This is a genomic window from Propionicimonas sp. T2.31MG-18 (assembly GCF_964266745.1).
Lineage (GTDB): Bacteria > Actinomycetota > Actinomycetes > Propionibacteriales > Propionibacteriaceae > Propionicimonas.
In genome coordinates this window covers 306,288-327,329 of record NZ_CAXWGX010000001.1, presented here as the reverse complement: position 1 = coordinate 327,329, position 21,042 = coordinate 306,288, and the positions used below count along the sequence as shown (strand labels likewise).

The following is a 21,042-nucleotide window of genomic DNA, read 5'->3' as shown; positions in this document are numbered from 1 at the left end:
CGCCCGCTCGCTACGCTTGGACGGGCCCGAGGAAGGTGAGGGATGGGGACGCGACTGCGGACATGGGCGGTGCGGGGTGCGCTCGCGCTGGTGCCGGTCCTTGCTGCGCTGTACGTGGCGGGCGTCCAGATCCCCGGCAGCACGCTCGTCCCCTGGCAACCGAACATGATGGACCTCGGCGTCTACCAGCGGGTCGGCCGGATCGTGCTGGACGGCGGCGACATCTTCGACCCCCAGGGCCAGCTGCCCTGGATCTACCCCGCCTTCGCCGCGCTGCTGACCGTGCCCTTCGCCGTGGTGCCGTTCACCGTCGCCGCCGTGGTGTGGCTCGTCCTGTGCACCGCGGCGCTGGCCGCCGTGCTGTACCGGCTCGGGCTGTCGGGGTGGCGGCTCAGCCTGCTCACCACCGCGGTGATCCTGCTCGTGCAGCCGGTGCGTGACACCCTCGGCTTCGGCCAGCTGGCGATCTTCCTCGTGGCCGCTGCCGTCCTCGACTCGATGCCGGGCCGGCGACTGCTGCGCCGGCGGATCCTGCCCGAGGGCTGGCTGGTGGGCGCGGCCACGGCGGTCAAGCTGACCCCGGCCGTGGTGGCCGCCTACAACTTCTTCGCCGGGCGCCGGCGCCCCGGCCTGGTGGCGTTCTCCTCGTTCGTCGTGGCCACCGGTATCGGCTTCCTGCTCCTCCCCGCCGCCTCGATGCAGTACTGGCTCAAGCTCGCCTCCGGCGACTCGGGGCTGAACTCCGGCATCGTGTTCGCGTCCAACCAGTCGGTGCTGGGCGTGTGGAACCGGCTCACGGGCGCGCCGAGCCGCGGCGGCATCATCCTGAGTGCGCTCGTCGTGGTCCTCGGGCTCGCGGCGGCGGTGCTGATGCACCGTGCCGGGCAGGTGGCCCTCGCGCTGTGCCTGGCGGGCTTCACCAGCCTGCTGGCGTCCCCGATCTCGTGGTCCCACCACTACGTGTGGGTGGTGCCGCTGGCCGTCGTGCTCTGGCAGGCCCGCGACCTCCCGGCGTACCTGCGCCTGCCCGGGCTCGGGTACGCGGCGTGGGTGGCGGTCGCGCCGTTCATGTGGCTGCCCTCCGGAGACAACGTCGAGCTCACCTACGCGCCGTGGCAGCAGGTGGTCGACAACATCGGCGTCGTCGCCGGCGTCCTCCTCCTCGCCGGGTCGCTCGCCACGGCCCTCGGCCCGTGGGGGCGGACGCGTGCCGCGGCCGCGCAGGAGCAGCCGGCGCAGGCGTGAGCCGTCCACGCCGCCGTCGCGGGCTGGCCGTCCGTCCCGCCGAGCCGGTAGGGTCCTCGATTGTGAGAAATCACAGCTGATTCTCAGCTGGCGATGCGTCTCCCCGCAGGGTCCGGTGATGTCCTGTCGTCGCCGGCTGCGCAGATCGAGAGGGGAACACACACCGATGACCCGGGTGGAACCACTGCCGCGCGGAGCACGACTGTTCCAGATCGGCCCGCAGAAGACGGGGACGACGGCCCTGCAGGCCGCCGGCGCGGCGTGCCGGACGGAGCTGCGCGCCCACGGCGTGCTCTACCCTGGCTCGGCGGTGAACCACCGGCTCCCGGTTGCAGCGCTCATCGGGAAGGGCATCGGGTGGAAGTCCTCTGCCGACGGCCGCCCGACCAAGCCCCCGCCCCGCTGGTACTGGACGCGGCTGGTCTCCGAGATCGACGCCCACCCCGAGCTGACGGCCTGGTTCGGCCACGAGTACGCCGCCGGCGCGAAGGAACCCGTGGTCGAGGAGGTGGCGCGCACCTTCGGCGACGACCTCCACGTGCTGGTGACGCTGCGCAGCGTCGCCCAGATGCTGCCGTCGATCTGGCAGGAGACCAACAAGTCCGCGGGCAACCGCGGCACGTTCGACAAGTGGCTGAAGGAGGCGTTCGAGCCCGGCTCGCGCATCCACGACATCGTCCAGACCCGGCACGACCAGGGGGCGCTGGTGCGCCGCTGGGCGAACGTGATCGGCCCTCGGAAGGTGGTCGTCGTCGTGCTCGACCCGGGCGACCACGACTTCCTGCACCACAGTGTGGAGGACCTCCTCGGCCTGCCGCGCAACCTGCTGGCGGAGGCCGAGACCGAGGCGCACGCCGCCAACCGCAGCATGACCGTCCCCGAGATCGAGCTGTTCCGGCAGTTCAACAAGCGCTTCCGGGCGGAGGCCACCACCTGGGAGCAGTACGACGCGCTCGCCGTCCGCGGGGCGATCGCCCGCGTGCTGGGGTACCGGACGCCGGCCCAGGGCGAGGCCCGCCTCACCATGCCCGACTGGGCGGCCGACCTCGCCGATGCGCAGGCACGGGCCAACGCGGACGCCGTCGCCGCGAGCGGCGTCCGGATCATCGGCGACGTCGAGCGGCTCGCCCGGCCGGCGCAGCGCCGTCGCAGCGCGGCGGAGGACCACCGGAAGGCGGGAGCCGTGCCGGTGGACCTCGCAGCGGAGGCGATGCTGGGGATCGCCGCGGCCGGGCTCGGCCTCGACGCCGGCTTCCGGACCGGCGAGGGGGCGGACGGGCGGACGCGGGCGCTGGCCCGGTTCACGTCGAAGGAGCTGCTCGACGAGCTGTACCAGCGGGGCAGGAAGAAGGCCACACGGACCCTGAAGAGGGAGCGCGACTGACCCCGTTTCGAACCCCCACAGGCCGGTTCGGTATCCTGAGCCGGCCCCCGCGGCCCCTCACGAGGGGGCCGTCGTCCGCCGGACCGGCCACGTCCCGGACCTGAGCGCGGGGCGAACGCCTGCCGGACGGGCTCCCGGCAGGACCCCCCAATTGACCGACGAACGAGGTGAGGACACATGGACGCGGGCATCGCCCTGGCCGGCCTTGTCGTCGGCATCGTCGTCGGCCTCACCGGCATGGGGGGCGGCGCGCTGATGACCCCGGTCCTGGTGTTCTTCTTCCGGGTGGACCCCCTGACAGCGATCTCCAGCGACGTCGTGAGCAGCCTGTTCATGAAGCCGGCCGGGGCGATCGTGCACATCGTGCGCAAGACGGCGAACCTGGAACTCGTGCTGTGGCTGTGCATCGGGTCGGTGCCGGCGGCGTTCCTCGGCGCGATGGTCGTCGACCACCTCAAGGTGATCCCCGGCTTCGAGCAGCTGCTGCTCGCGATGCTCGGCGTCGCGCTGCTGCTGGCCGCGTCCGGGCTGATCATCCGCTCGTGGTTCCAGATGACCCGCAAGCGACTGCCCTGGGGCGAGGGGCCCGCGCCGATGACCTCTGCCGACGTGCAGGTCCGCCGGCTGCCGACCGTCCTGCTCGGCGTGCTGGGTGGCGCGATGGTCGGCATGACCTCGGTCGGGGCCGGCTCGCTGATCCTCACCCTGCTGCTGGTGCTCTACCCGCAGCTGAAGCCGTCCCAGCTCGTCGGCACCGACCTGGTGCAGGCGGTGCCGCTGGTGGCCGCGGCCTCGCTGGGGCACCTGATGTTCGGGCAGGTGTCGCTGGGCATCACCGGCTCGATGCTGCTCGGCGCGATCCCGGGGGCCTTCATCGGCGCGCAGATCTCCTCGCGCGCCCCCGGCGGCATCATCCGCCGCGCGCTGGCCGTCCTGCTGATGGCCTCCGGCCTCAAGCTGCTGGGCATGCCGACCGCCGGCGTCCTGGCGGCCGGCGCAGCGGCGATCGTGGCCGGGCCACTCGCCTGGGCCATCCTGCGCCACCGCTACAGCTTCACCCACGGCACGCACTCGCCGAGGAACCGTGCCCCCGCCGACGATCTGGAGTCGATCGATGACCCCTGACCTGACCGACCTCGCCCAGCTGCCGACGCTGACGGTCGAGGCGGGCGACCTCGACCTCGTCGAGCTGGTCCAGCTGGGCCTGGTGCCACCGAGCCTGCGGCTGGGCCATTCCGCGCTGGCCGCGCTCGACGGTGTGGAGGAGGTCGTCGTCCGCGACGTGGAGGCGACCCCGCTGCTGCTGGCACGCCACGACGCGGGCACGCTGTCGGTCACGCCGCTGCGGCCCGTCGCCGGTTCCGCCGTCGGTGAACCGTCGCCGCGCGCCGGGCTGGTCGTCGTCGTGCGCGACACGCCGAACATCGCCGATCTCGCCCGGGTGGACGCGTTGACGCCTCCGCGGGCCACGGTGGTGTGGCTGGTGCTCGCCGGCCGGACGAAGGCGGGACGCCGGCTGCTGGCCGAACTGCCGGACGTGCTGGACGCGCGTCCGCACGGGGAGCACACGCTGGTGCGCGTCCCGTGGCCCGCGCCGGGCACCCGGGGCGTCTTCGAGCGCCCCGAGCTGCCCACGGTGGCCGCGCTGGGGCAGGCGTACGGCACGAGCAGGGTGGTCGCCGTCGGCGACGGCCATGCCGGCGAGCCCCCGCGCAAGGACCGCGGCGGAACGGTGGTGTTCTTCACCGGGCTGTCCGGCTCCGGGAAGTCGACGATCGCCCGCGCGCTCCACGATGCCCTCGAGCAGCGCACCGAGCGGGAGGTCACCCTCCTCGACGGCGACGACGTGCGCCGCATGCTGTCGGCCGGCCTGGGCTTCGACGCGGAAGGACGCGCGGCCAATGTGCGCCGGGTGAGCTGGGTCGCCGCGATGCTGGCGCGACACGGCGGCATCGCGATCACGGCCCTGATCGCCCCCTTCGCCGAGGGCCGCGCGGATGCTCGCCGGATGGCCGAGGACGGTGCGGAGTTCGTCGAGGTGTGGGTCTCCACGCCGCTCGAGGAGTGCGAACGACGCGACCGCAAGGGCCTCTACGCCCAGGCGCGCGCCGGCCGGCTCACCAACTTCACCGGCATCGACTCCCCCTACGAGGTGCCCACCGGCGCCGACCTGGTCATCGACACCACGACGACCGGCGTGACAGAGGCCGTCGAGCTCGTGGTCGCCGAACTGGAGGCGCGGGCGCTGCGGCGGGGCGAGGAGTTCGCGCCGCGCGAGCGTGCCGAGGCGCCGGCCGGGGGAGAGGTGCTGGGCTATGACATCTGACGCCGCGCTGGCCGCCGCACTCGCCGAGGGCGCAGGGCGCGTGCTGCTCGACCTCCGTGCGCAGGACCCGGCGGACCTGGGTGCGGAGGGCGACCGCCGTTCGAACGCCTTCCTGCTGGAGCGGCTCGGGCAGTTGCGCCCCGCGGACGCCGTGCTGTCGGAGGAGGCGAAGGACGACCACCGGCGCCTGTCCGCGGACCGGGTGTGGATCGTCGACCCGCTCGACGGCACCCGGGAGTACGCCGAGCGCACCGACGGTGCCTGGCGCACCGACTTCGCCGTCCACGTGGCCCTGTGGCAGCGCGGGGCCGGCCTGGTCGCCGGCGCGGTCGCACTGCCGGCCCGGGGCCAGGTCTTCGGCACCGAGCGACCCGTGCCGCCCCCGGCCGCGCGCGAGGACGGCCCGCTGCGGATCGCGGTGAGCCGCAGCCGCCCGCCGGAGCTGGTGCGTCGCCTCGGCGCGCTGCTGCCGGTGGAGCTCGTCGGGATGGGCTCGGCCGGGGTGAAGGCGATGGCGGTGGTCACCGGCGAGGCGGACGCCTACCTGCACGGTGGCGGGCAGTACGAGTGGGACTCCGCGGCCCCCGTCGCGGTCGCCGCGGCGTCGGGCCTGCACACCAGCCGGCTGGACGGCTCGCCGCTGGCCTACAACAATTCGGATCCCTGGCTGCCGGACCTCCTGGTCTGCCGGGCCGGACTCGCCCCCCGGCTGCTCGCCGCGGTGGCACAGATCGAAGGAGGACGATGACCGGCTACGTGCTCAGCCAGCTCCGCGCCCTGGAGGCGGAGAGCATCCACATCATCCGGGAGGTGGCCGCGGAGATGCAGCGTCCCTGCCTGCTGTTCTCCGGCGGCAAGGACTCGGTGGTGATGAGCGTGCTCGCGCAGAAGGCGTTCGCCCCGGCGCGCATCCCGTTCCCGTTCATGCACGTCGACACCGGGCTGAACTTCCCCGAGGTGATCGCCTTCCGTGACTGGTGGATGGAGCAGCTCGAGGTGCAGCTCGTCGTCGCGTCCGTGCCGGACGCCATCGAGCGCGGGCTGGTGCAGGAGGAGCCCAACGGCTCCCGCAACCGCATCCAGACCCCCGTCCTGCTGGACGCGGCGGAGCAGCACCGTTTCGACGCCCTGTTCGGCGGGGCCCGCCGCGACGAGGAGAAGGCCCGCGCCAAGGAGCGCGTGTTCTCCTTCCGCGACGACTTCGGCCAGTGGGACCCCAAGAACCAGCGTCCCGAGCTGTGGAACCTCTACAACGGGCGGGTGTTCTCCGGGGAGAGCATCCGGGTGTTCCCGCTGTCGAACTGGACCGAGCTGGACACCTGGGCCTACATCGAGGCCGAGGACATCCCGCTGCCGAACCTCTACTACGCCCAGGAGCGGGACGTGGTGAAGCGCGACGGGATGCTCTACGCGGTGAACGAGTTCGTCGTCCCGAAGGACGGCGAGGAGATCCGCCGTATGCGGGTGCGCTACCGCACGATGGGCGACGCGAACCTGACCGCCGCGGTCGAGTCCGACGCGGAGACCAACGAGGCCATCGTGGCCGAGATCGCCGCCGCCCGCCTGACCGAGCGCGGGGCCACCCGTGGCGACGACCGGGTGAGCGAGGCTGCCATGGAGGACCGCAAGAAGGAGGGCTACTTCTGATGAGCGACCTGTTGCGGTTCGCCACCGCCGGAAGCGTGGACGACGGCAAGAGCACCCTGATCGGGCGCCTGCTGTACGACTCGAAGGCGATCTTCATCGACCAGTACGAGGCCGTCGAGCGGGTCAGCACCCAGCGCGGCGACGACTACGTCGACCTGGCGCTGCTCACCGACGGCCTGCGGGCCGAGCGCGAGCAGGGCATCACGATCGACGTGGCGTACCGGTACTTCGCCACGCCGCGGCGCAAGTTCATCATCGCCGACACCCCCGGGCACCCGCAGTACACGCGGAACATGGTGACCGGCGCCTCGACGGCCGACGCGGCGCTGATCCTGGTGGACGCCCGCAAGGGCCTCACCGAGCAGAGCCGGCGGCACTCGTTCCTCGCCACGCTGCTGGGCGTGCGCCACCTCGTCGTCTGCATCAACAAGATGGACCTGGTCGACTTCTCCCAGGAGGTCTACGACGCGATCGTCGACGAGTTCACCTCGTTCGCGAGCCGGCTGCACGTCGGCGACCTGGAGTTCATCCCGATCTCGGCGCTCGCCGGCGACAACGTGGTGACCCGAAGCGCGCGGACGCCGTGGTACGACGGCCCGGCCCTGCTGTACCACCTGGAGCACCTCCACGTGGCCAGCGACCGCAACCTCAGCGACGTCCGCTTCCCCGTGCAGTACGTGATCCGTCCCCAGTCGGTGAAGGCGCGCGACTACCGCGGCTACGCAGGGACGGTGGCCAGCGGGGTGATCCGCGCCGGGGACCCGATCATGGTGCTGCCCAGCGGGTTCACGACGACGGTGGCCGGCATCGACACCCCGACCGGGGAGGTCCCCGAGGCGTACCCCCCGATGTCCGTGGTGCTGCGCCTGGCCGACGAGATCGACATCAGCCGCGGCGACATGCTGGTGCGCCCGAACAACCAGCCGACCGCCCGGCAGGACCTCGACCTGCGAGTGTGCTGGATGGACGAGTCCACGCCGTTGTCCGCCGGACGGACGCTGGCGATCAAGCACACCACGGTGTGGGCGCGGGTGAAGATCCGCGAGGTCGTCTACAAGGTCGACGTGAACACGCTGCACCGCGACGAGTCGGCCCAGCAGCTGGAGCTCAACGAGATCGGGCGGGTGCGCATGCGCGCCTCGCGTCCGCTGTTCATGGACGACTACGCGGAGAACCGTGCCACCGGCGCCGTGATCCTGGTTGACGAGGCCACGAACCGCACGGTCGGCGCCGGCTTCCTCGCCTGACGCACGTCCCGGCGCCCCGCCCCCGACACCGGGGCGGGGCGTTCGTCGTCCCCGGAATAGCAGGGGCGCTAAGCTAGTTGAGCCTGGTGAACTCAACTTTGCTTTCCCAAGGAGAAGACGACCCACGATGGACACCGAGAAGCTGACTTCCCGCAGCCGGGACGCGGTGTCGGCTGCCGTCCGCACGGCCCTGACCAACGGCAACCCCACCGCGGAGGCCGTGCACCTGCTGCACGCGTTGCTGCTGGTGCCCGACAACCCCGTGGCACCCCTGCTCACCGCCGTCGGCGCCGACCCGCAGGTCGTGGACGCCGCCGCCCGCGGCGCGATCACGAAGCTGCCGTCCGCCCAGGGCGCGTCGGTCACCCAGCCGGCCATGTCCGGCGGGCTGGCCCGCGTCCTCGCCGACGCGCAGACGCGGGCCCAGCAGCTCGGCGACGCCTTCGTCGCCACCGAGCACCTGCTGCTCGCCCTTGCCGCGGTGCAGACCGACGCCCGCACGATCCTCAACGACCTCGGCGCGACCCTGGAGAAGCTCACGGAGGCGTTCGCCCAGCTCCGCGGCACCAAGCGCGTCACCTCGCCCGAGGACGAGGGTGCCCAGTCGGCCCTCGACAAGTACTCCGTCGACCTCACCGCCCGCGCCCGCGAGGGCAGGCTCGACCCGGTGATCGGCCGGGACGCCGAGATCCGCCGCGTGGTGCAGGTGCTCGCCCGGCGCACCAAGAACAACCCTGTGCTGATCGGCGAGCCGGGCGTCGGCAAGACGGCCGTCGTCGAAGGCCTCGCCCAGCGGGTCGTGGCCGGCGACGTGCCCGACTCCCTGCGCGACCGGCGCGTGGTGTCGCTCGACCTGGCCTCGATGGTGGCCGGCGCCAAGTACCGCGGCGAGTTCGAGGAGCGGCTGAAGGCCGTCCTCAACGAGATCCGCGACGCGGAGGGGCGGATCATCACGTTCATCGACGAGCTGCACACCGTCGTCGGTGCCGGCGCGAGCGGCGACTCGTCCATGGACGCCGGCAACATGCTCAAGCCGATGCTGGCGCGCGGCGAGCTGCGGATGATCGGCGCCACCACCCTCGACGAGTACCGCGAGCGGATCGAGAAGGACCCGGCGCTGGAGCGCCGCTTCCAGCAGGTGTTCGTCGGCGAGCCGAGCGTGGAGGACACGATCGCCATCCTGCGCGGGTTGCGGCAGCGCTACGAGGCGCACCACAAGGTGCGGATCACCGACGCCGCGCTGGTCGCGGCCGCGTCCCTGTCGAACCGGTACATCACCAGCCGGCAGTTGCCCGACAAGGCGATCGACCTGATCGACGAGGCCGCGTCGCGGCTGCGCATGGAGATCGACTCCTCCCCGGAGGAGATCGACCAGTTGCGACGCGACATCGACCGGATGACCATGCAGGCCTTCGCCCTGGAGAAGGAGGAGGACCCGAGCTCGCGGGAGCGCTACTCCCGGCTGACCGCGGCCCTCGCCGACGCCAGGGAGGAACTGCGCGGGCTCGAGGCCCGGTGGGAGGCGGAGAAGTCCGGTCTCAACCGGGTCGGCGAGGTCAAGGAGAACATCGACAGGCTGCGCATCGAGGCCGAGAAGGCCCAGCGCGAGGGCGACCTGACCAAGGCGTCCGAGATCCTGTACGGGCGGATCCCCGCGCTGGAGGCGGAACTGGAACGGGCCACCGAGGCCGAGAAGGACGCGAAGCCGATGGTCAGCGAGGAGGTGTCGGCCACCGACATCGCCGAGGTCGTGGGCGCCTGGACCGGCATCCCGGTCGGCAAGCTCCTGCAGGGCGAGAGCGAGAAGCTGCTCGCGATGGAGGAGCGGCTGGGCGAGCGCCTCATCGGCCAGCGCGCAGCCGTCCAGGCCGTGTCGGACGCCGTCCGTCGCGCCCGGGCCGGCATCTCCGACCCGAACCGGCCGACCGGCTCGTTCCTGTTCCTCGGGCCGACCGGCGTGGGCAAGACCGAGCTCGCCAAGTCGCTGGCGGAGTTCCTCTTCGACGACGAGCACGCGATGGTGCGCATCGACATGAGCGAGTACGGCGAGAAGCACACCGTCTCGCGGCTGGTCGGCGCCCCGCCCGGCTACATCGGCTACGAGGAGGGTGGCCAGCTCACCGAGGCCGTGCGGCGACGCCCCTACTCGGTGGTGCTGCTGGACGAGGTGGAGAAGGCGCACCCGGAGGTGTTCAACATCCTGCTCCAGGTGCTGGACGACGGGCGCCTGACCGACGGCCAGGGCCGCACGGTCGACTTCCGCAACGTGATCCTGATCATGACCAGCAACCTCGGCTCGCAGTTCATGGCCGACCCGGCCCTGCACGCCGACACCAAGCGGGAGGCGGTGATGGGCGTCGTGCGGCAGGCGTTCAAGCCGGAGTTCCTCAACCGGCTCGACGAGATCGTGATCTTCGACGCCCTCGGTACCGAGGAGCTCACCCGGATCGTCGACATCCAGCTGCACCGGCTTAACCAGCGGCTCGCCGACCGCCGGATCGCGGTGGAGGTGAGCCAGGCCGGCAAGGACTGGCTGGCGCTCACCGGCTTCGACCCGGTCTACGGCGCGCGTCCGCTGAAGCGGCTGGTGCAGACGACGATCGAGGACGCGCTGGCCAAGCGCGTGCTGTCCGGGTCGGTGGTGGACGGCGACGTCGTGCAGTTCGACGTCGACCCCGACGGCACCGGTCTCGCGGTGACCGACACGGTCACCGTCGTCTGAGGCACCACGCAGGAAGGGCCGCCCGGGATCCCGGGCGGCCCGTCCTGCGTGTGCGACCGGGTCAGGGGAAGGTGACCTTCACCGACTCCCCCGACAGGTCGGCGAGCACCAGGTAGATCGCGCTGTAGCCGTACCAGCGGCGTCCGTTGGTCGAACTGAGGTTGACCTTGACCTGCACGTTCACGCTCGCCCGCGCCATCGTCGGGTTGCCCGCGTCGAGGGCCGGCTTGATCTTCTTCATGGCGTTCGCACCCTTGGTGACCGTCCAGCGGATCGTCGAGGTGCGGGCCTTGTTGCCCTTGGGCAGGTAGGTGCCGAACGCGCAGCCGGCGGGCGCCAGCGAGCGGGTCCGCAGGCACGAGTTCAGCTTCTTCTGCGCGGCCGCCCGCACCTTCGCCGTCCCGGCGGAACTGAGCTTCAGCTCCATCGAGAACGTGTCCGGCGTCGCGCCCGGCGACTCCACCAGGAAGGTTCCGTGGCTGACCGCGAAGCGCGCGTCCTGCGCGGCGACGGTGTAGCTGCCCGGGAACAGCATCACCGACGCGGAGCTCACCGGGACGCCGTTCACAGCGAGCGGGACGGTGGCCGGCGACAGCGAGGTGAGGCTCACGCTCGCGGCCACGTCCTGGAGCAGCCACGCGCTGCCGGTCTGGACGACCTCGAACGACGCGTCCACCACACGCTCGCCGACCTTGTAGCTGGCCGAGACGGTCTCCGTCCCCGAGGCGCCGGAGGACGGGGCCACGCGGATGTCGCTGATCGGCGCGACGAGGCGCCCCGCGGCGAGCATCTCCGCGGAGAGCAGCGAGGTGTCGGCCGGTGCCACCGCTGCGTAGGACAGCGCGGTCGCCGCGTCGCCCTGCGCGAGCGCGTCGAGGTAGCCCTGGACGGCGGCCGCGGCGTCGGCCGGCGTGGGCGGCGGCGCGGAGGTGCTCGTTCCCGTCGTGGGCGCCCCCGAGGTCGCGGGGGCTGTGGCTTGGGGGCCCGCCGTCGGGGACGCGGGGCGGAACAGGGCGAACACCGCGACCAGCGCCAGCACGAGCGCGCCGGCCCCGAGCAGGATGAACAGGCCGGTGCGGTTCTTGCGGGGCGCGGGCGGCGTACCCGGCGGCTGGGTGAACTGCCCGGGGTAGGACGCGCCGGCGTAGGGCTGTCCGGGGTAGGGCTGGCCCCCGGGGTAGGCCTGCGCGTACTGGTCGGCGGGGTACTGCTGCCCGGCGAAGGCCTGGTCGCCCGGGTAGGGCTGGCCGGGGTAGGGCTGGCCGAGGGAGGACTGATCGGCGGGGTAGCCCTGCGGCGGCACCGGGCCCGGCGGGTAGGCACCGCCCGCGACCGGGTAGCCCGGCGTGCCGGGCGGGTAGGGCGCGCCGGGCCAGGCCGCCTGTTCCGGATAGCCCGGGCCGGGGGCCGCCCCGGGCGGCGGGGCGCTCGCGAACGACCCGACCGGCGCCTGGGGCGCGGCGGGGTCGAAGGCCAGCGTCGGCTCCGGTTGCTGCCCGATCGGCTGGGTGGCCGTGAGGTCGGGTCCCGCGGTCGCGTCCCAGGCCGGCTGGTCGGCGCCCGGCGCGGCGTCCTGCGGTGGCGTCGCCTCCGCCGGCACGCCCTGGGTGGACTCCGGGTCCTGTCCGGTTCCTGCGGGCTGGGCGCCCTCGCCCGGTTCGGCCCCTGACTGCTGCTGTGTCACCATCGCCCCACCTGCGGAAGAGAAAGCCGGTCTGCTGGCCAAACCCTAGTGGCGCGGAGCGGATCCGAACCAGCACCCGGGGCGTCGCCTAGGCTCCGTGCATGAGCCAGGTGGTGCCCGCCCCGGACGACCGGCGCGCGTTCCTCGTGGTGAACGGGCGCACGGAGCAGTCCTGGGTGGACCCAACCGACCCGCTCCGGCTGGAGTTCGAGTACGTCCGCCGCATCGCGGAGGTCCTGGAGGAGACGGTGCTGGCCCGCCCGCCGCAGGAGCGGGTGCGCATCATCCACGTCGGCGGCGGCGGGCTCACGCTGCCCCGCTACGTCGAGGCCCGCCGTCCGCGCACCGCGCAGGTGGTGCTCGAGCCGGACGAGGCCCTGATCGCCCAGGTCCGGGACCGGTTGCCCCTGCCGCGCCACTCCGGGATCCGCATCCGGCCGGTGGACGGGCGCGCCGGCACCGCGGACCTGCCCAGCGGCTGCGCCGACACGGTGATCGTGGACGCCTTCGCCGGCGCCAGCGTCCCGCCGGAACTGGGCACGATGGAGTTCCTCGCCGAGGCCCGGCGCCTGCTGCGTCCCGACGGGCTCGTGGTGATGAACCTGACCGACGCCGCGCCGTTCGGGTGGGCGCGGCGCTGCCTCGCCGGGTTCGCGGCGTCCTTCGGGCAGGCGGCGGTCAGCGCGGAGGTGCCGGTGTGGAAGGGCCGCCGCTTCGGCAACCTCGTGGTCGCCGCCGGGGAGCGCGTGCCCGTCCAGGCGCTGGAACGCAGGGTCGCCCGCGCCGTGTTCCCCTACCGCCTGCTGGCCGGCCGCGAGCTCGCCCGGTGGCTGGGCGGCGCCGTCCCGTTCACCGACGCGGACGCGGAGCCGTCCCCCTCCCCGGCCTGGAGCCGGGGCTGGTTCTCCTGACCGCTACGGTTGCGCCCATGGCTGCGCGCGAAGAGCTCATCGAACAGATCCAGACCCTTGCCGTCGTCCGGGGACGGGTGACCCTCGCCTCCGGCAAGGAGGCCGACTACTACGTGGACCTGCGGCGGGTCACCCTGGACGGGTTCGCGGCGCCGCTGGTCGGGCAGGTCATGACCGACCTCGTCGCGGACTGGGACTTCGAGGCCGTCGGCGGGCTCACCCTTGGCGCCGACCCGGTCGCCGTCGCGATGCTGCACCACGCCGCCCACGCCGGGGGCCGGCTCGACGCCTTCGTCGTGCGCAAGGAGTCCAAGGCCCACGGGCTCCAGCGACGGATCGAGGGCACCGGGGTCGCCGGACGCCGCGTCCTCGTGGTGGAGGACACCTCGACCACCGGCGGTTCGGTGATGACGGCCGTGGAGGCCGTCCGGGAGGCCGGGGGAGAGGTGGTCGGCGTCGCGGTGATCGTCGACCGCAACACCGGCGCCCGCGAGCGCATCGAGGCTGCGGGCGTCCCCTACCGGTACGCCGTCGGCCTGGCCGACCTCGGCCTGGAGTGATCCGCGCGATCCTGCTCGACTGATCCTGCGCGACTGATCCTGCGCGGCCCTGCGCTCCCGGCCCTCGCCAGCACCGGTGGGGGTCGTTAGGCTGGGCTCGGCCGGTCACCTAACCGAATGGAGAAACCGGGATGCTGTGGTTCTTCCTCATCCTCCTGCTCGTCGTCCTCGGCATCGGGTTCTACGCGGTGTCGCTGTACAACGGCTTCGTCCGCTCCCGGAACCTGATCCAGGAGTCGTGGCGACAGATCGACGTCGAGCTGAACCGCCGCTACGACCTGATCCCGAACCTGGTCGAGACGGTGCGCGCCTACGCCGCACACGAGCGCAACACCCTCGAGGGCATCACCCGGCTGCGCAACCAGGCAGCGGCGCTGGCCCAGGCCGGTGGCGGCTCGGTGACCCAGGAGCGGGCGCAGGTCGAGGAGCAGCTGAGCGGCGCCGTGCGCAACCTGCTCGTCTCCGTCGAGGCGTACCCCGAGCTCAAGAGCAACGTGAACTTCCTCGAGCTGCAGCGCGAGCTGACCGCCACCGAGGACCGGATCGCGGCCGGCCGTCGCTTCTACAACGCCAACGTGCGCAACTACAACACGCAGGTCGAGTCGTTCCCCTCGAACATCCTCGCCGGGATGTTCACGTTCGAGAAGGCGACCTACTTCGAGGTCAACGAGGCAGCCGTCCGGCAGGCGCCGAAGGTCAGCTTCGGCGAGATCAGCGACCGGCCGGAGGGCGCCGTCCCCGAGCCCACCAACGACCAGCTCGCCGCCGGCAGCCAGCCGTCCGCCCTGCCGAACCCGCAGGCCTACCCGCAGGCGAACCCGGCCGCTCCGGCGCCGGGGGAGTTCGGCGCCCCGCAGCCGCCGACGTATGCCCCGCCGCCGCAGGCGCAGGCACCGGCTCCGCAGCCGCCGACCTACCAGCCGCCCACCTACCAGCAGCCCCCGCAGCAGTAGGACGTCTCCCGAGAGCCGCCGGCCCGCCGGCGGCTCTCGTGCGTCCTGCGTCCCCGGCATCCGTCCTGCGTCCCCGGCATCCGTCCTGCGTCCCCGGCATCGCCGAGGGCCAGCCTTAACGCCGAGGGCTCGCACCCCGGTGCTGGCCCTCGACGATAGGGCTGGCGCTCGATCGGGAGGGCTGGCCCTGGGCGCTAGGGCTGGCTATCGATCGCGAGGGGCAGGCGACGCTCGAGGTAGGTCAGCACCGGGGTCGTGCCGGCGTTGAGCCGGACGGTGGCCAGGTCGTCGCCGCGGGTGAGGCCGCGGTTCACCAGGACGATCGGCAGGCCGAGCCGGGCGGCGTGGCGGACGAACCGCAGCCCCGACATCACCGCCAGCGACGTGCCGGCGACCAGCAGAGCGCCCGCGTCCTCGACCAGCTCGAACCCGGCGCGCACGCGCGCGGGCGGCACGGACTCGCCGAAGAAGACGATGTCGGGCTTGAGGATCCCGCCGCACGCCGGGCAGTCGGCCACGCGGAAGCCCGCGGTCGCGGCGAGCACGACGTCGGCGTCCGGGGCCACCTCGATGTCGCCGAGCTCGTGGACGCTCTCCAGGAACCCCGGGTTCAGCTCCTGGAGGCGGGTGTCCAGCTCGCCCCGGCTGCACGTCCAGCCGCAGGAGAGGCACCGCACCAGCTGGTAGTGGCCGTGCAGGTCGACCACGTGCCGCGACCCGGCGCGCTGGTGCAGCCGGTCGACGTTCTGCGTGATCACGCCTGTCACCACCCCGGTGCGCTCGAGTCGGGCCAGGGCGAAGTGGCCGTCGTTGGGCTCGGTGGCGTGCATGTGGTGCCAGCCGAGGTGGTTCCGCGCCCAGTAGTGCCGCCGGAAGTCGGTGCTGGACACGAACTGGTCGTACGTCATCGGGTTCCGCGGACGCGCGTCCGGGCCCCGGTAGTCCGGAAGGCCCGAGTCGGTGGAGAAGCCGGCCCCGGTGAGCACCGCGACCCGGCGCCCGGCGAGCGCGTCGACGGCGGCGTCCAGGTCGGCCTGCCCGGCCGGCGGACGGGTGTCGGGTTCTCCGGGCATCCAGCCGATGCCCCCTCGGGGGACGCTCAGGGCTCGGTGACCTCCGCCGCCGCGCGGCGGCGGTGCAGCCAGGCCTCGATCACCATCGGCACGACCGAGACCAGGACGATCGCCACGAGGACGGCGTCGATGTTGGCCTTGATGAACTCGATCCGCCCGAGGAAGAAGCCGAGCAGCGTCACGCCCGCGGCCCAGATGACCGCCCCGATGCCCGTCCAGGTGATGAAGGTGCGGAAGCTCATGCCCGCCGCCCCCGCAACCATCGTCACGAAGGTCCGCACGAACGGGACGAAGCGTCCCAGGACGAGGGCCTTGGAGCCGTACCGCTCGAAGAACAGGTGCGTCTGGGTCAGGTGCCTGGCGGAGAAGATCCTGCCGATCACCCCCGGCCTCGGCGCGAACATCCAGGGCGAGATCGTCTTGCCGACCCAGTAGCCCACGACGTTGCCCAGGACGGCGGCGGTCACCAGCACCAGGATCGAGATGGCGAGCACGGCCGGCTTGTCGAGGTTGCCGAAGTGGATGATCTCGGCGTCGTTGGCGATGAACATGCCCACCGCGAACAGGAGGGAGTCGCCGGGGAGGACCGGGAAGATGGCGCATTCGATGAAGACGATGAACGCAGCACCCCACAGCGCCCAGTTGCCCAGGGAGGTCAGCAGGTACTCGGGATCCAACCAGTCGGGCAGCAGCAGCGGCACGAGGGTCAGCGGGAGCAAGGGGTTCACGATCACTCAGAGTACCGTGGCCGCCATGACGGGCCTGAGCGAGGACGAGCTGGCAGCGGTGAGCAGCCCCGGCGTCGGGCCCCATCCGCTGCCCTGGCCGGACGACCCCCGGCTGGACCCGGAACTGCTCGCAGGAGGCGACCGGCGCAATGTCGTGGACGCCTACCGCTACCTCAGCGTCGAGGCGATCGTGGCCGACCTGGACACCCGCAGGGCGCCGCTCCACGTGGCCATCCAGAACTGGGAGCACGACTTCAACATCGGCTCCATCGTGCGCACGGCCAACGCCTTCAACGTGGCCGGCGTGCACATCATCGGACGGCGCCGCTGGAACCGCAGGGGGGCCATGGTCACCGACCGCTACCTGCACGTGCACCACCACCGTGACGAGGCTTCCCTCCTCGACTGGCTCGCCGCGCACGGCGTGACGCCGGTCGGGGTCGACAACATCCCCGGTTCCGTCCCGCTCGAGGGGACGGCGCTGCCCCGCGACTGCTGCCTCGTCTTCGGCTCCGAGGGCCCCGGCCTCACCCCGGAGCTCGCGGCCGGCTGCGCGCGCGTGGTCGCGATCACCCAGTACGGGTCCACCCGCTCCCTGAACGCCGGTGCCGCCGCGGCGATCGCGATGTACCACTGGTCGCTGCAGTGGCCGACCGCTCCCGGGGCGGGGCGGACGGACGCCTAAGCTGGTCCCGATGAGCGACGAGTACGGCGTCTACTACCGCGCGGGCGTGGCCGAGCGCGAGATGGCTCGCGCACGCAGCCTGCTGCTTTGGCGGATCGGCTCGCTGGGCCTGAGCGTCGCGATCACCGCCGCCGTGTGGTGGGCCTGGCCCGGAGAGTTCGGGCAGTGGGCGCCTTGGATCCTGGGGACGTCGCTGGCGATCGGCCTGGTGACGGTCGTGGTCGGCGTGGTCCGGCTCGTCCGGGTGCGCGCGGACGCCGACGCCGCCCGCTCGGGCCTGGCGATCGGGCTCAACCGGGACGGCATGCTGGTCGGCCAGCACTGGCTGCCGTGGCCCGAGGTGGGTGCGGTCGTGGTCCGTCCGGGTGCCCTCGGTGCCTCCACGGCCCTGGTCGCCACCGGCCGCGACAGCGCCACGGTCCGGGTGCCGCTCGACTACACCGACACGATGCCGGCCACCCTCGACACCGCCGTCCGCGTGCTCTCCTCCGGCCGGGCCTGGCTCGACCTGTCCCGTCTCGACTGACGCCGGGGCGGCTGTCCGCGCCGTCCAATCTCCAGCCCGGTTCGGCAGGGCGAGCCGACATTTGAGAGACTGGGACCGTTCTGCCTGGCGGCCGCGATGTCGCGGGCGCAGTCACTGAGAGAGGCCAATCGCATGCCCATTGCAAGTCCGGAGAAGTACGCCGAGATGCTCGATGCCGCCAAGGCGGGCAAGTACGCCTACCCGGCGATCAACATCACCTCGTCCCAGACGCTCAACGCCGCGCTGGCCGGCTTCGCCGAGGCCGGGTCCGACGGCATCATCCAGGTCAGCATCGGTGGCGCCGAGTACGCCTCCGGCCCGACGATCAAGGACCGGGTCGCCGGTGCGGTCGCGCTCGCCGAGTACGCCCACGTCGTCGCCAAGAACTACCCGATCAACGTGGTCGTGCACACCGACCACGCCCAGGTCGACAAGATCGAGACCTGGGTCAAGCCGCTGATCGCGATCTCGCAGGAGCGCGTCGACCGCGGCCTCGAGCCCCTCTTCCAGTCGCACATGTGGGACGGCTCCGCGGTGCCGATGGAGCAGAACCTGGCCCTGGCCGACGAGCTGCTCGCCCTCACCAGCAAGGCCCGTCAGATCCTCGAGATCGAGGTCGGCGTCGTCGGTGGCGAGGAGGACGGCGTCAAGGCCGAGATCAACGAGAAGCTCTACACCACGGTCGAGGACGGCCTGCGCGCCATCGAGGTGCTCGGCCTGGGCGAGAAGGGCCGGTACATGACCGCCCTGACCTTCGGCAACGTGCACGGCGTGTACAAGCCGGGCGCGGTCAAGCTGCGTCCCGAGGTGCTCAAGGAGATCCAGGACGCCGTCGGCGCGAAGTACGGCAAGGAGAAGCCGTTCGACCTGGTGTTCCACGGTGGCTCCGGCTCCACCCCGCAGGAGATCTCGGACGCCGTCGACTACGGCGTGGTGAAGATGAACATCGACACCGACACCCAGTACGCCTTCACCCGCCCGGTCGTCGACTGGATGCTGAAGAACTACGAGGGCGTCCTCAAGATCGACGGCGAGGTCGGCAACAAGAAGCAGTACGACCCCCGCGCGTGGGGCAAGGCCGCAGAGGCCGGGCTGTCCGCCCGCGTCGTCGAGGCCTGCACCTACCTGCGCAGCGTCGGCAAGACCATCGGCTGAGACCGGCCGACGACCGACGGCCCGGGACGCTCGTCCCGGGCCGTCGGCGCGTCTCAGGCCTCGGGAACGCCCGTCCTGAGGGCCGGGACGCCGGGCTGCCGGCCGTTGCGTTGCCCGCCTGCGCACGTGTGCGGACATTCCCTGATTTCCGTAGCCAGTGGCCGTTATCATCGGCGCATGTTTCCCCGCGGCGAGCGCCGGACCGGCGTGCTCGCCGAATGGAATGACGAGCGTGGCTTCGGCTTCGTCGAGGTCGGTGGCCGCCGCACCTTCGTGCACATCTCCGCCTTCGAGACCGCCGCCGGCCGTCCGCAGTCCGGCGACTTCGTCGAGTTCGCGATGGGGGCGGACGCCGACGGGCGTCCCTGCGCCGTCGCGGCCACCCGCGTCTACCCGCTGCAGAGCGCGCCGGCCCCCGTCCGGCACCGGCCGTCCGGCCACCGCCGGGGTGAGGTCGAGTGGGTGGCGATCGGGATCGTCGTCGCTTTCGCCGCCTACGTCGCACTGGCGATCCACGCCCTCGGCGTGACGCCGTGGGTCGCGGTGTTCTACTCCGCGATCAGCCTGGTGACCTTCGGGGTCTACGTCGCGGACAAGCGCGCCGCCCTCAACGGCGAGTGGCGCACCAGCGAGCGCACGCTGCAACTGGCGTCGCTGGCGGGCGGCTGGCCCGGGGCGGTGCTCGCCCAGCAATTCGTCCGCCACAAGAACCGCAAGCCGAGCTTCCAGCTCACCTTCTGGTTCGCCGCCTCGGCGAACGTCGTGGTCTTCGTCGTCGTCACGATGGGCTGGCCCCGCCTGCTCGGCTGAGCCGAACCGCTAAGGTGTGGACGCAAGAGCCCGCTCGGCATTGCCGCGGGCTTTCCTGACGAAAAGGGGCAGGCCATGCCGGGAATCGTGGTCGTCGGCGCGCAATGGGGCGACGAGGGCAAGGGCAAGGCCACCGACCAGCTCGGTGACCGTGTCGACTACACCGTCCGTTACTCCGGCGGGAACAACGCCGGGCACACCCTTGTGGTGAACGGCGAGAAGTACGCGCTGCACCTGCTCCCCTCCGGCATCCTCAGCCCGACCAGCACCCCCGTGATCGCCAACGGCGTCGTCGTCGACCTCGACGTGCTGTTCGAGGAGATGGACGGGCTGAACGCGCGCGGGGTGGACACCTCGAAGCTGCTCATCTCCGCGAACGCGCACATCATCGCGCCCTACCACAAGGTGCTCGACAAGGTCACCGAGCGATTCCTCGGCAACCGCCGCATCGGCACCACCGGCCGCGGCATCGGCCCGGCCTACTCGGACAAGATCAACCGCCTCGGCATCCGCATGCAGGACCTCTTCGACGCGTCGATCCTGTGCCAGAAGGTGGAGGCCGCGCTGGAGCAGAAGAACCACCTGCTGGTGAAGGTGTACAACCGCCGCGCGATCGACCCCGCCGAGGTCGCCGAGGAGCTGCTGGCTCACGCGGAGCGCGTCCGCCCGATGGTGACCGACGTCGTCCGCGTCCTGAACGACGCCCTGGACGCCGGCAAGGTGGTGCTGTTCGAGGGTGCCCAGGCCCACCACCTGGACGTCGACCACGGCACCTACCCCTACGTCACCTCTTCGAACCCGATCGCGGCGGGCGCGTGCACCGGCGCGGGCGTCGGCCCCACCCGGATCGACCGCACGATCGGGATCATGAAGGCCTACACCACGCGCGTCGGCGAGGGCCCGTTCCCCACCGAGCTGCTGGACGCGGACGGCGAGAAGCTGCGGACCGACGGTGCCGAGTTCGGCACCACCACCGGACGCAACCGCCGCTGCGGCTGGTTCGACGCGCTGGTGGTCGAGGCAGCGGTGACCGCGAACGCGTTCACCGACATGTTCCTGACCAAGCTCGACATCCTCACCGGGTGGGAGAAGATCCCGGTCTGCGTGGCCTACGAGGTGAACGGCGAGCGCACCACGACGCTGCCGATGACCCAGACCGACTTCCACCACGCCGTGCCGGTCTACGAGTACCTGGACGGCTGGAGCGAGGACATCTCCGGCTGCCGCAGCTTCGACGAGCTGCCGGCGAACACGCAGGCCTACGTCCGCCGGCTCGAGGAACTCGTGCGCTGCCGGATCTCCGGCATCGGCGTCGGCCCCTCGCGCGAGCAGGTGGTCATGCTGCACGACCTCCTCTGAGGTCGTGGCGGCGTCCGCCGCCGCCGG

At 72.1% G+C, this 21,042-nt stretch carries 19 protein-coding genes; 16 read left to right on the top strand and 3 right to left on the bottom strand.

The features are described from left to right. The first annotated feature begins 42 nt into the window (after positions 1 to 42). The 8 genes from ACFQQJ_RS01375 to clpB all read left to right on the top strand — a co-directional run bounded on the left by ACFQQJ_RS01375 (position 43) and on the right by clpB (position 10,571). Positions 43 to 1,245, top strand: a complete 1,203-nt coding sequence (locus ACFQQJ_RS01375; RefSeq protein WP_377103299.1) for a glycosyltransferase 87 family protein — start codon at positions 43 to 45, stop codon at positions 1,243 to 1,245. A 166-nt stretch (positions 1,246 to 1,411) separates the two neighbouring features. After that, entirely contained in the window at positions 1,412 to 2,629 is a 1,218-nt protein-coding gene (locus ACFQQJ_RS01370) for a hypothetical protein (protein WP_377103297.1), read from the top strand. A gap of 177 nt (positions 2,630 to 2,806) precedes the next feature. Continuing rightward, the gene (locus tag ACFQQJ_RS01365) at positions 2,807 to 3,754 is read left to right on the top strand and encodes a sulfite exporter TauE/SafE family protein (RefSeq protein WP_377103295.1); all 948 of its coding nucleotides are present in this window, start codon (positions 2,807 to 2,809) and stop codon (positions 3,752 to 3,754) included. Continuing rightward, the gene (gene cysC / locus ACFQQJ_RS01360; protein ID WP_377103293.1) at positions 3,744 to 4,955 is read left to right on the top strand and encodes an adenylyl-sulfate kinase; all 1,212 of its coding nucleotides are present in this window, start codon (positions 3,744 to 3,746) and stop codon (positions 4,953 to 4,955) included. The genes ACFQQJ_RS01365 and cysC overlap by 11 nt, the downstream gene beginning before the upstream one ends. Then, positions 4,945 to 5,703 carry a 3'(2'),5'-bisphosphate nucleotidase CysQ gene (locus ACFQQJ_RS01355; protein WP_377103291.1) on the top strand — a complete coding sequence of 253 codons (759 nt, stop codon included), beginning with the start codon at positions 4,945 to 4,947 and terminating at the stop codon, positions 5,701 to 5,703. Before cysC ends, ACFQQJ_RS01355 begins: the two co-directional genes overlap by 11 nt. Continuing rightward, positions 5,700 to 6,602 carry a sulfate adenylyltransferase subunit CysD gene (cysD, locus tag ACFQQJ_RS01350; protein ID WP_377103289.1) on the top strand — a complete coding sequence of 301 codons (903 nt, stop codon included), beginning with the start codon at positions 5,700 to 5,702 and terminating at the stop codon, positions 6,600 to 6,602. Before ACFQQJ_RS01355 ends, cysD begins: the two co-directional genes overlap by 4 nt. After that, the gene (locus ACFQQJ_RS01345) at positions 6,602 to 7,849 is read left to right on the top strand and encodes a sulfate adenylyltransferase subunit 1 (RefSeq protein ID WP_377103287.1); all 1,248 of its coding nucleotides are present in this window, start codon (positions 6,602 to 6,604) and stop codon (positions 7,847 to 7,849) included. Before cysD ends, ACFQQJ_RS01345 begins: the two co-directional genes overlap by 1 nt. Positions 7,850 to 7,976: 127 nt before the next feature. Continuing rightward, positions 7,977 to 10,571 (top strand): ATP-dependent chaperone ClpB, encoded by a 2,595-nt coding sequence (clpB, locus tag ACFQQJ_RS01340; RefSeq protein ID WP_377103286.1) that lies wholly within the window; start codon positions 7,977 to 7,979, stop codon positions 10,569 to 10,571. A gap of 61 nt (positions 10,572 to 10,632) precedes the next feature. Here the strand turns inward: clpB and ACFQQJ_RS01335 are convergent, their stop codons facing one another. Next, positions 10,633 to 12,258, bottom strand: coding sequence for a hypothetical protein (locus tag ACFQQJ_RS01335; RefSeq protein ID WP_377103284.1), 1,626 nt, complete (start codon positions 12,256 to 12,258; stop codon positions 10,633 to 10,635). Positions 12,259 to 12,356: 98 nt separating this feature from the next. On the opposite strand from ACFQQJ_RS01335, the gene ACFQQJ_RS01330 reads away from it, so the two are divergent. From ACFQQJ_RS01330 to ACFQQJ_RS01320, 3 genes are all read left to right on the top strand, one after another. Beyond that, a complete protein-coding gene (locus tag ACFQQJ_RS01330) occupies positions 12,357 to 13,166 on the top strand; it encodes a spermidine synthase (protein ID WP_377103282.1) in 810 nt (269 codons plus the stop codon). 17 nt (positions 13,167 to 13,183) lie between these two features. After that, positions 13,184 to 13,726 carry an orotate phosphoribosyltransferase gene (gene pyrE, locus ACFQQJ_RS01325; protein ID WP_377103280.1) on the top strand — a complete coding sequence of 181 codons (543 nt, stop codon included), beginning with the start codon at positions 13,184 to 13,186 and terminating at the stop codon, positions 13,724 to 13,726. Positions 13,727 to 13,857: 131 nt separating this feature from the next. Beyond that, complete coding sequence (locus ACFQQJ_RS01320; protein WP_377103278.1) at positions 13,858 to 14,679, top strand: LemA family protein; 822 nt, start codon at positions 13,858 to 13,860, stop codon at positions 14,677 to 14,679. Between the two features lie 194 nt (positions 14,680 to 14,873). Here ACFQQJ_RS01320 and ACFQQJ_RS01315 read toward each other — a convergent pair whose 3' ends face one another. Then, positions 14,874 to 15,752, bottom strand: coding sequence for a Sir2 family NAD-dependent protein deacetylase (locus tag ACFQQJ_RS01315; protein ID WP_377103276.1), 879 nt, complete (start codon positions 15,750 to 15,752; stop codon positions 14,874 to 14,876). A gap of 26 nt (positions 15,753 to 15,778) precedes the next feature. Next, a complete protein-coding gene (locus ACFQQJ_RS01310) occupies positions 15,779 to 16,480 on the bottom strand; it encodes a DedA family protein (protein WP_377103274.1) in 702 nt (233 codons plus the stop codon). 25 nt (positions 16,481 to 16,505) lie between these two features. Here ACFQQJ_RS01310 and ACFQQJ_RS01305 point away from each other — a divergent pair, with 25 nt between their 5' ends. The 5 genes from ACFQQJ_RS01305 (at position 16,506) to ACFQQJ_RS01285 (ending at position 21,015) form a co-directional block, all read left to right on the top strand. Continuing rightward, on the top strand, positions 16,506 to 17,165 hold the full coding sequence (locus ACFQQJ_RS01305; RefSeq protein WP_377103272.1) for a TrmH family RNA methyltransferase: 660 nt from the start codon (positions 16,506 to 16,508) through the stop codon (positions 17,163 to 17,165). Between the two features lie 10 nt (positions 17,166 to 17,175). Next, positions 17,176 to 17,691 (top strand): hypothetical protein, encoded by a 516-nt coding sequence (locus ACFQQJ_RS01300; protein WP_377103270.1) that lies wholly within the window; start codon positions 17,176 to 17,178, stop codon positions 17,689 to 17,691. 132 nt (positions 17,692 to 17,823) lie between these two features. Continuing rightward, positions 17,824 to 18,846, top strand: a complete 1,023-nt coding sequence (gene fbaA, locus ACFQQJ_RS01295) for a class II fructose-bisphosphate aldolase (RefSeq protein ID WP_377103268.1) — start codon at positions 17,824 to 17,826, stop codon at positions 18,844 to 18,846. 177 nt (positions 18,847 to 19,023) lie between these two features. Further along, on the top strand, positions 19,024 to 19,656 hold the full coding sequence (locus ACFQQJ_RS01290) for a DUF1294 domain-containing protein (RefSeq protein ID WP_377103266.1): 633 nt from the start codon (positions 19,024 to 19,026) through the stop codon (positions 19,654 to 19,656). Positions 19,657 to 19,731: 75 nt separating this feature from the next. After that, on the top strand, positions 19,732 to 21,015 hold the full coding sequence (locus ACFQQJ_RS01285) for an adenylosuccinate synthase (protein WP_377103264.1): 1,284 nt from the start codon (positions 19,732 to 19,734) through the stop codon (positions 21,013 to 21,015). Positions 21,016 to 21,042: the final 27 nt, after the last annotated feature.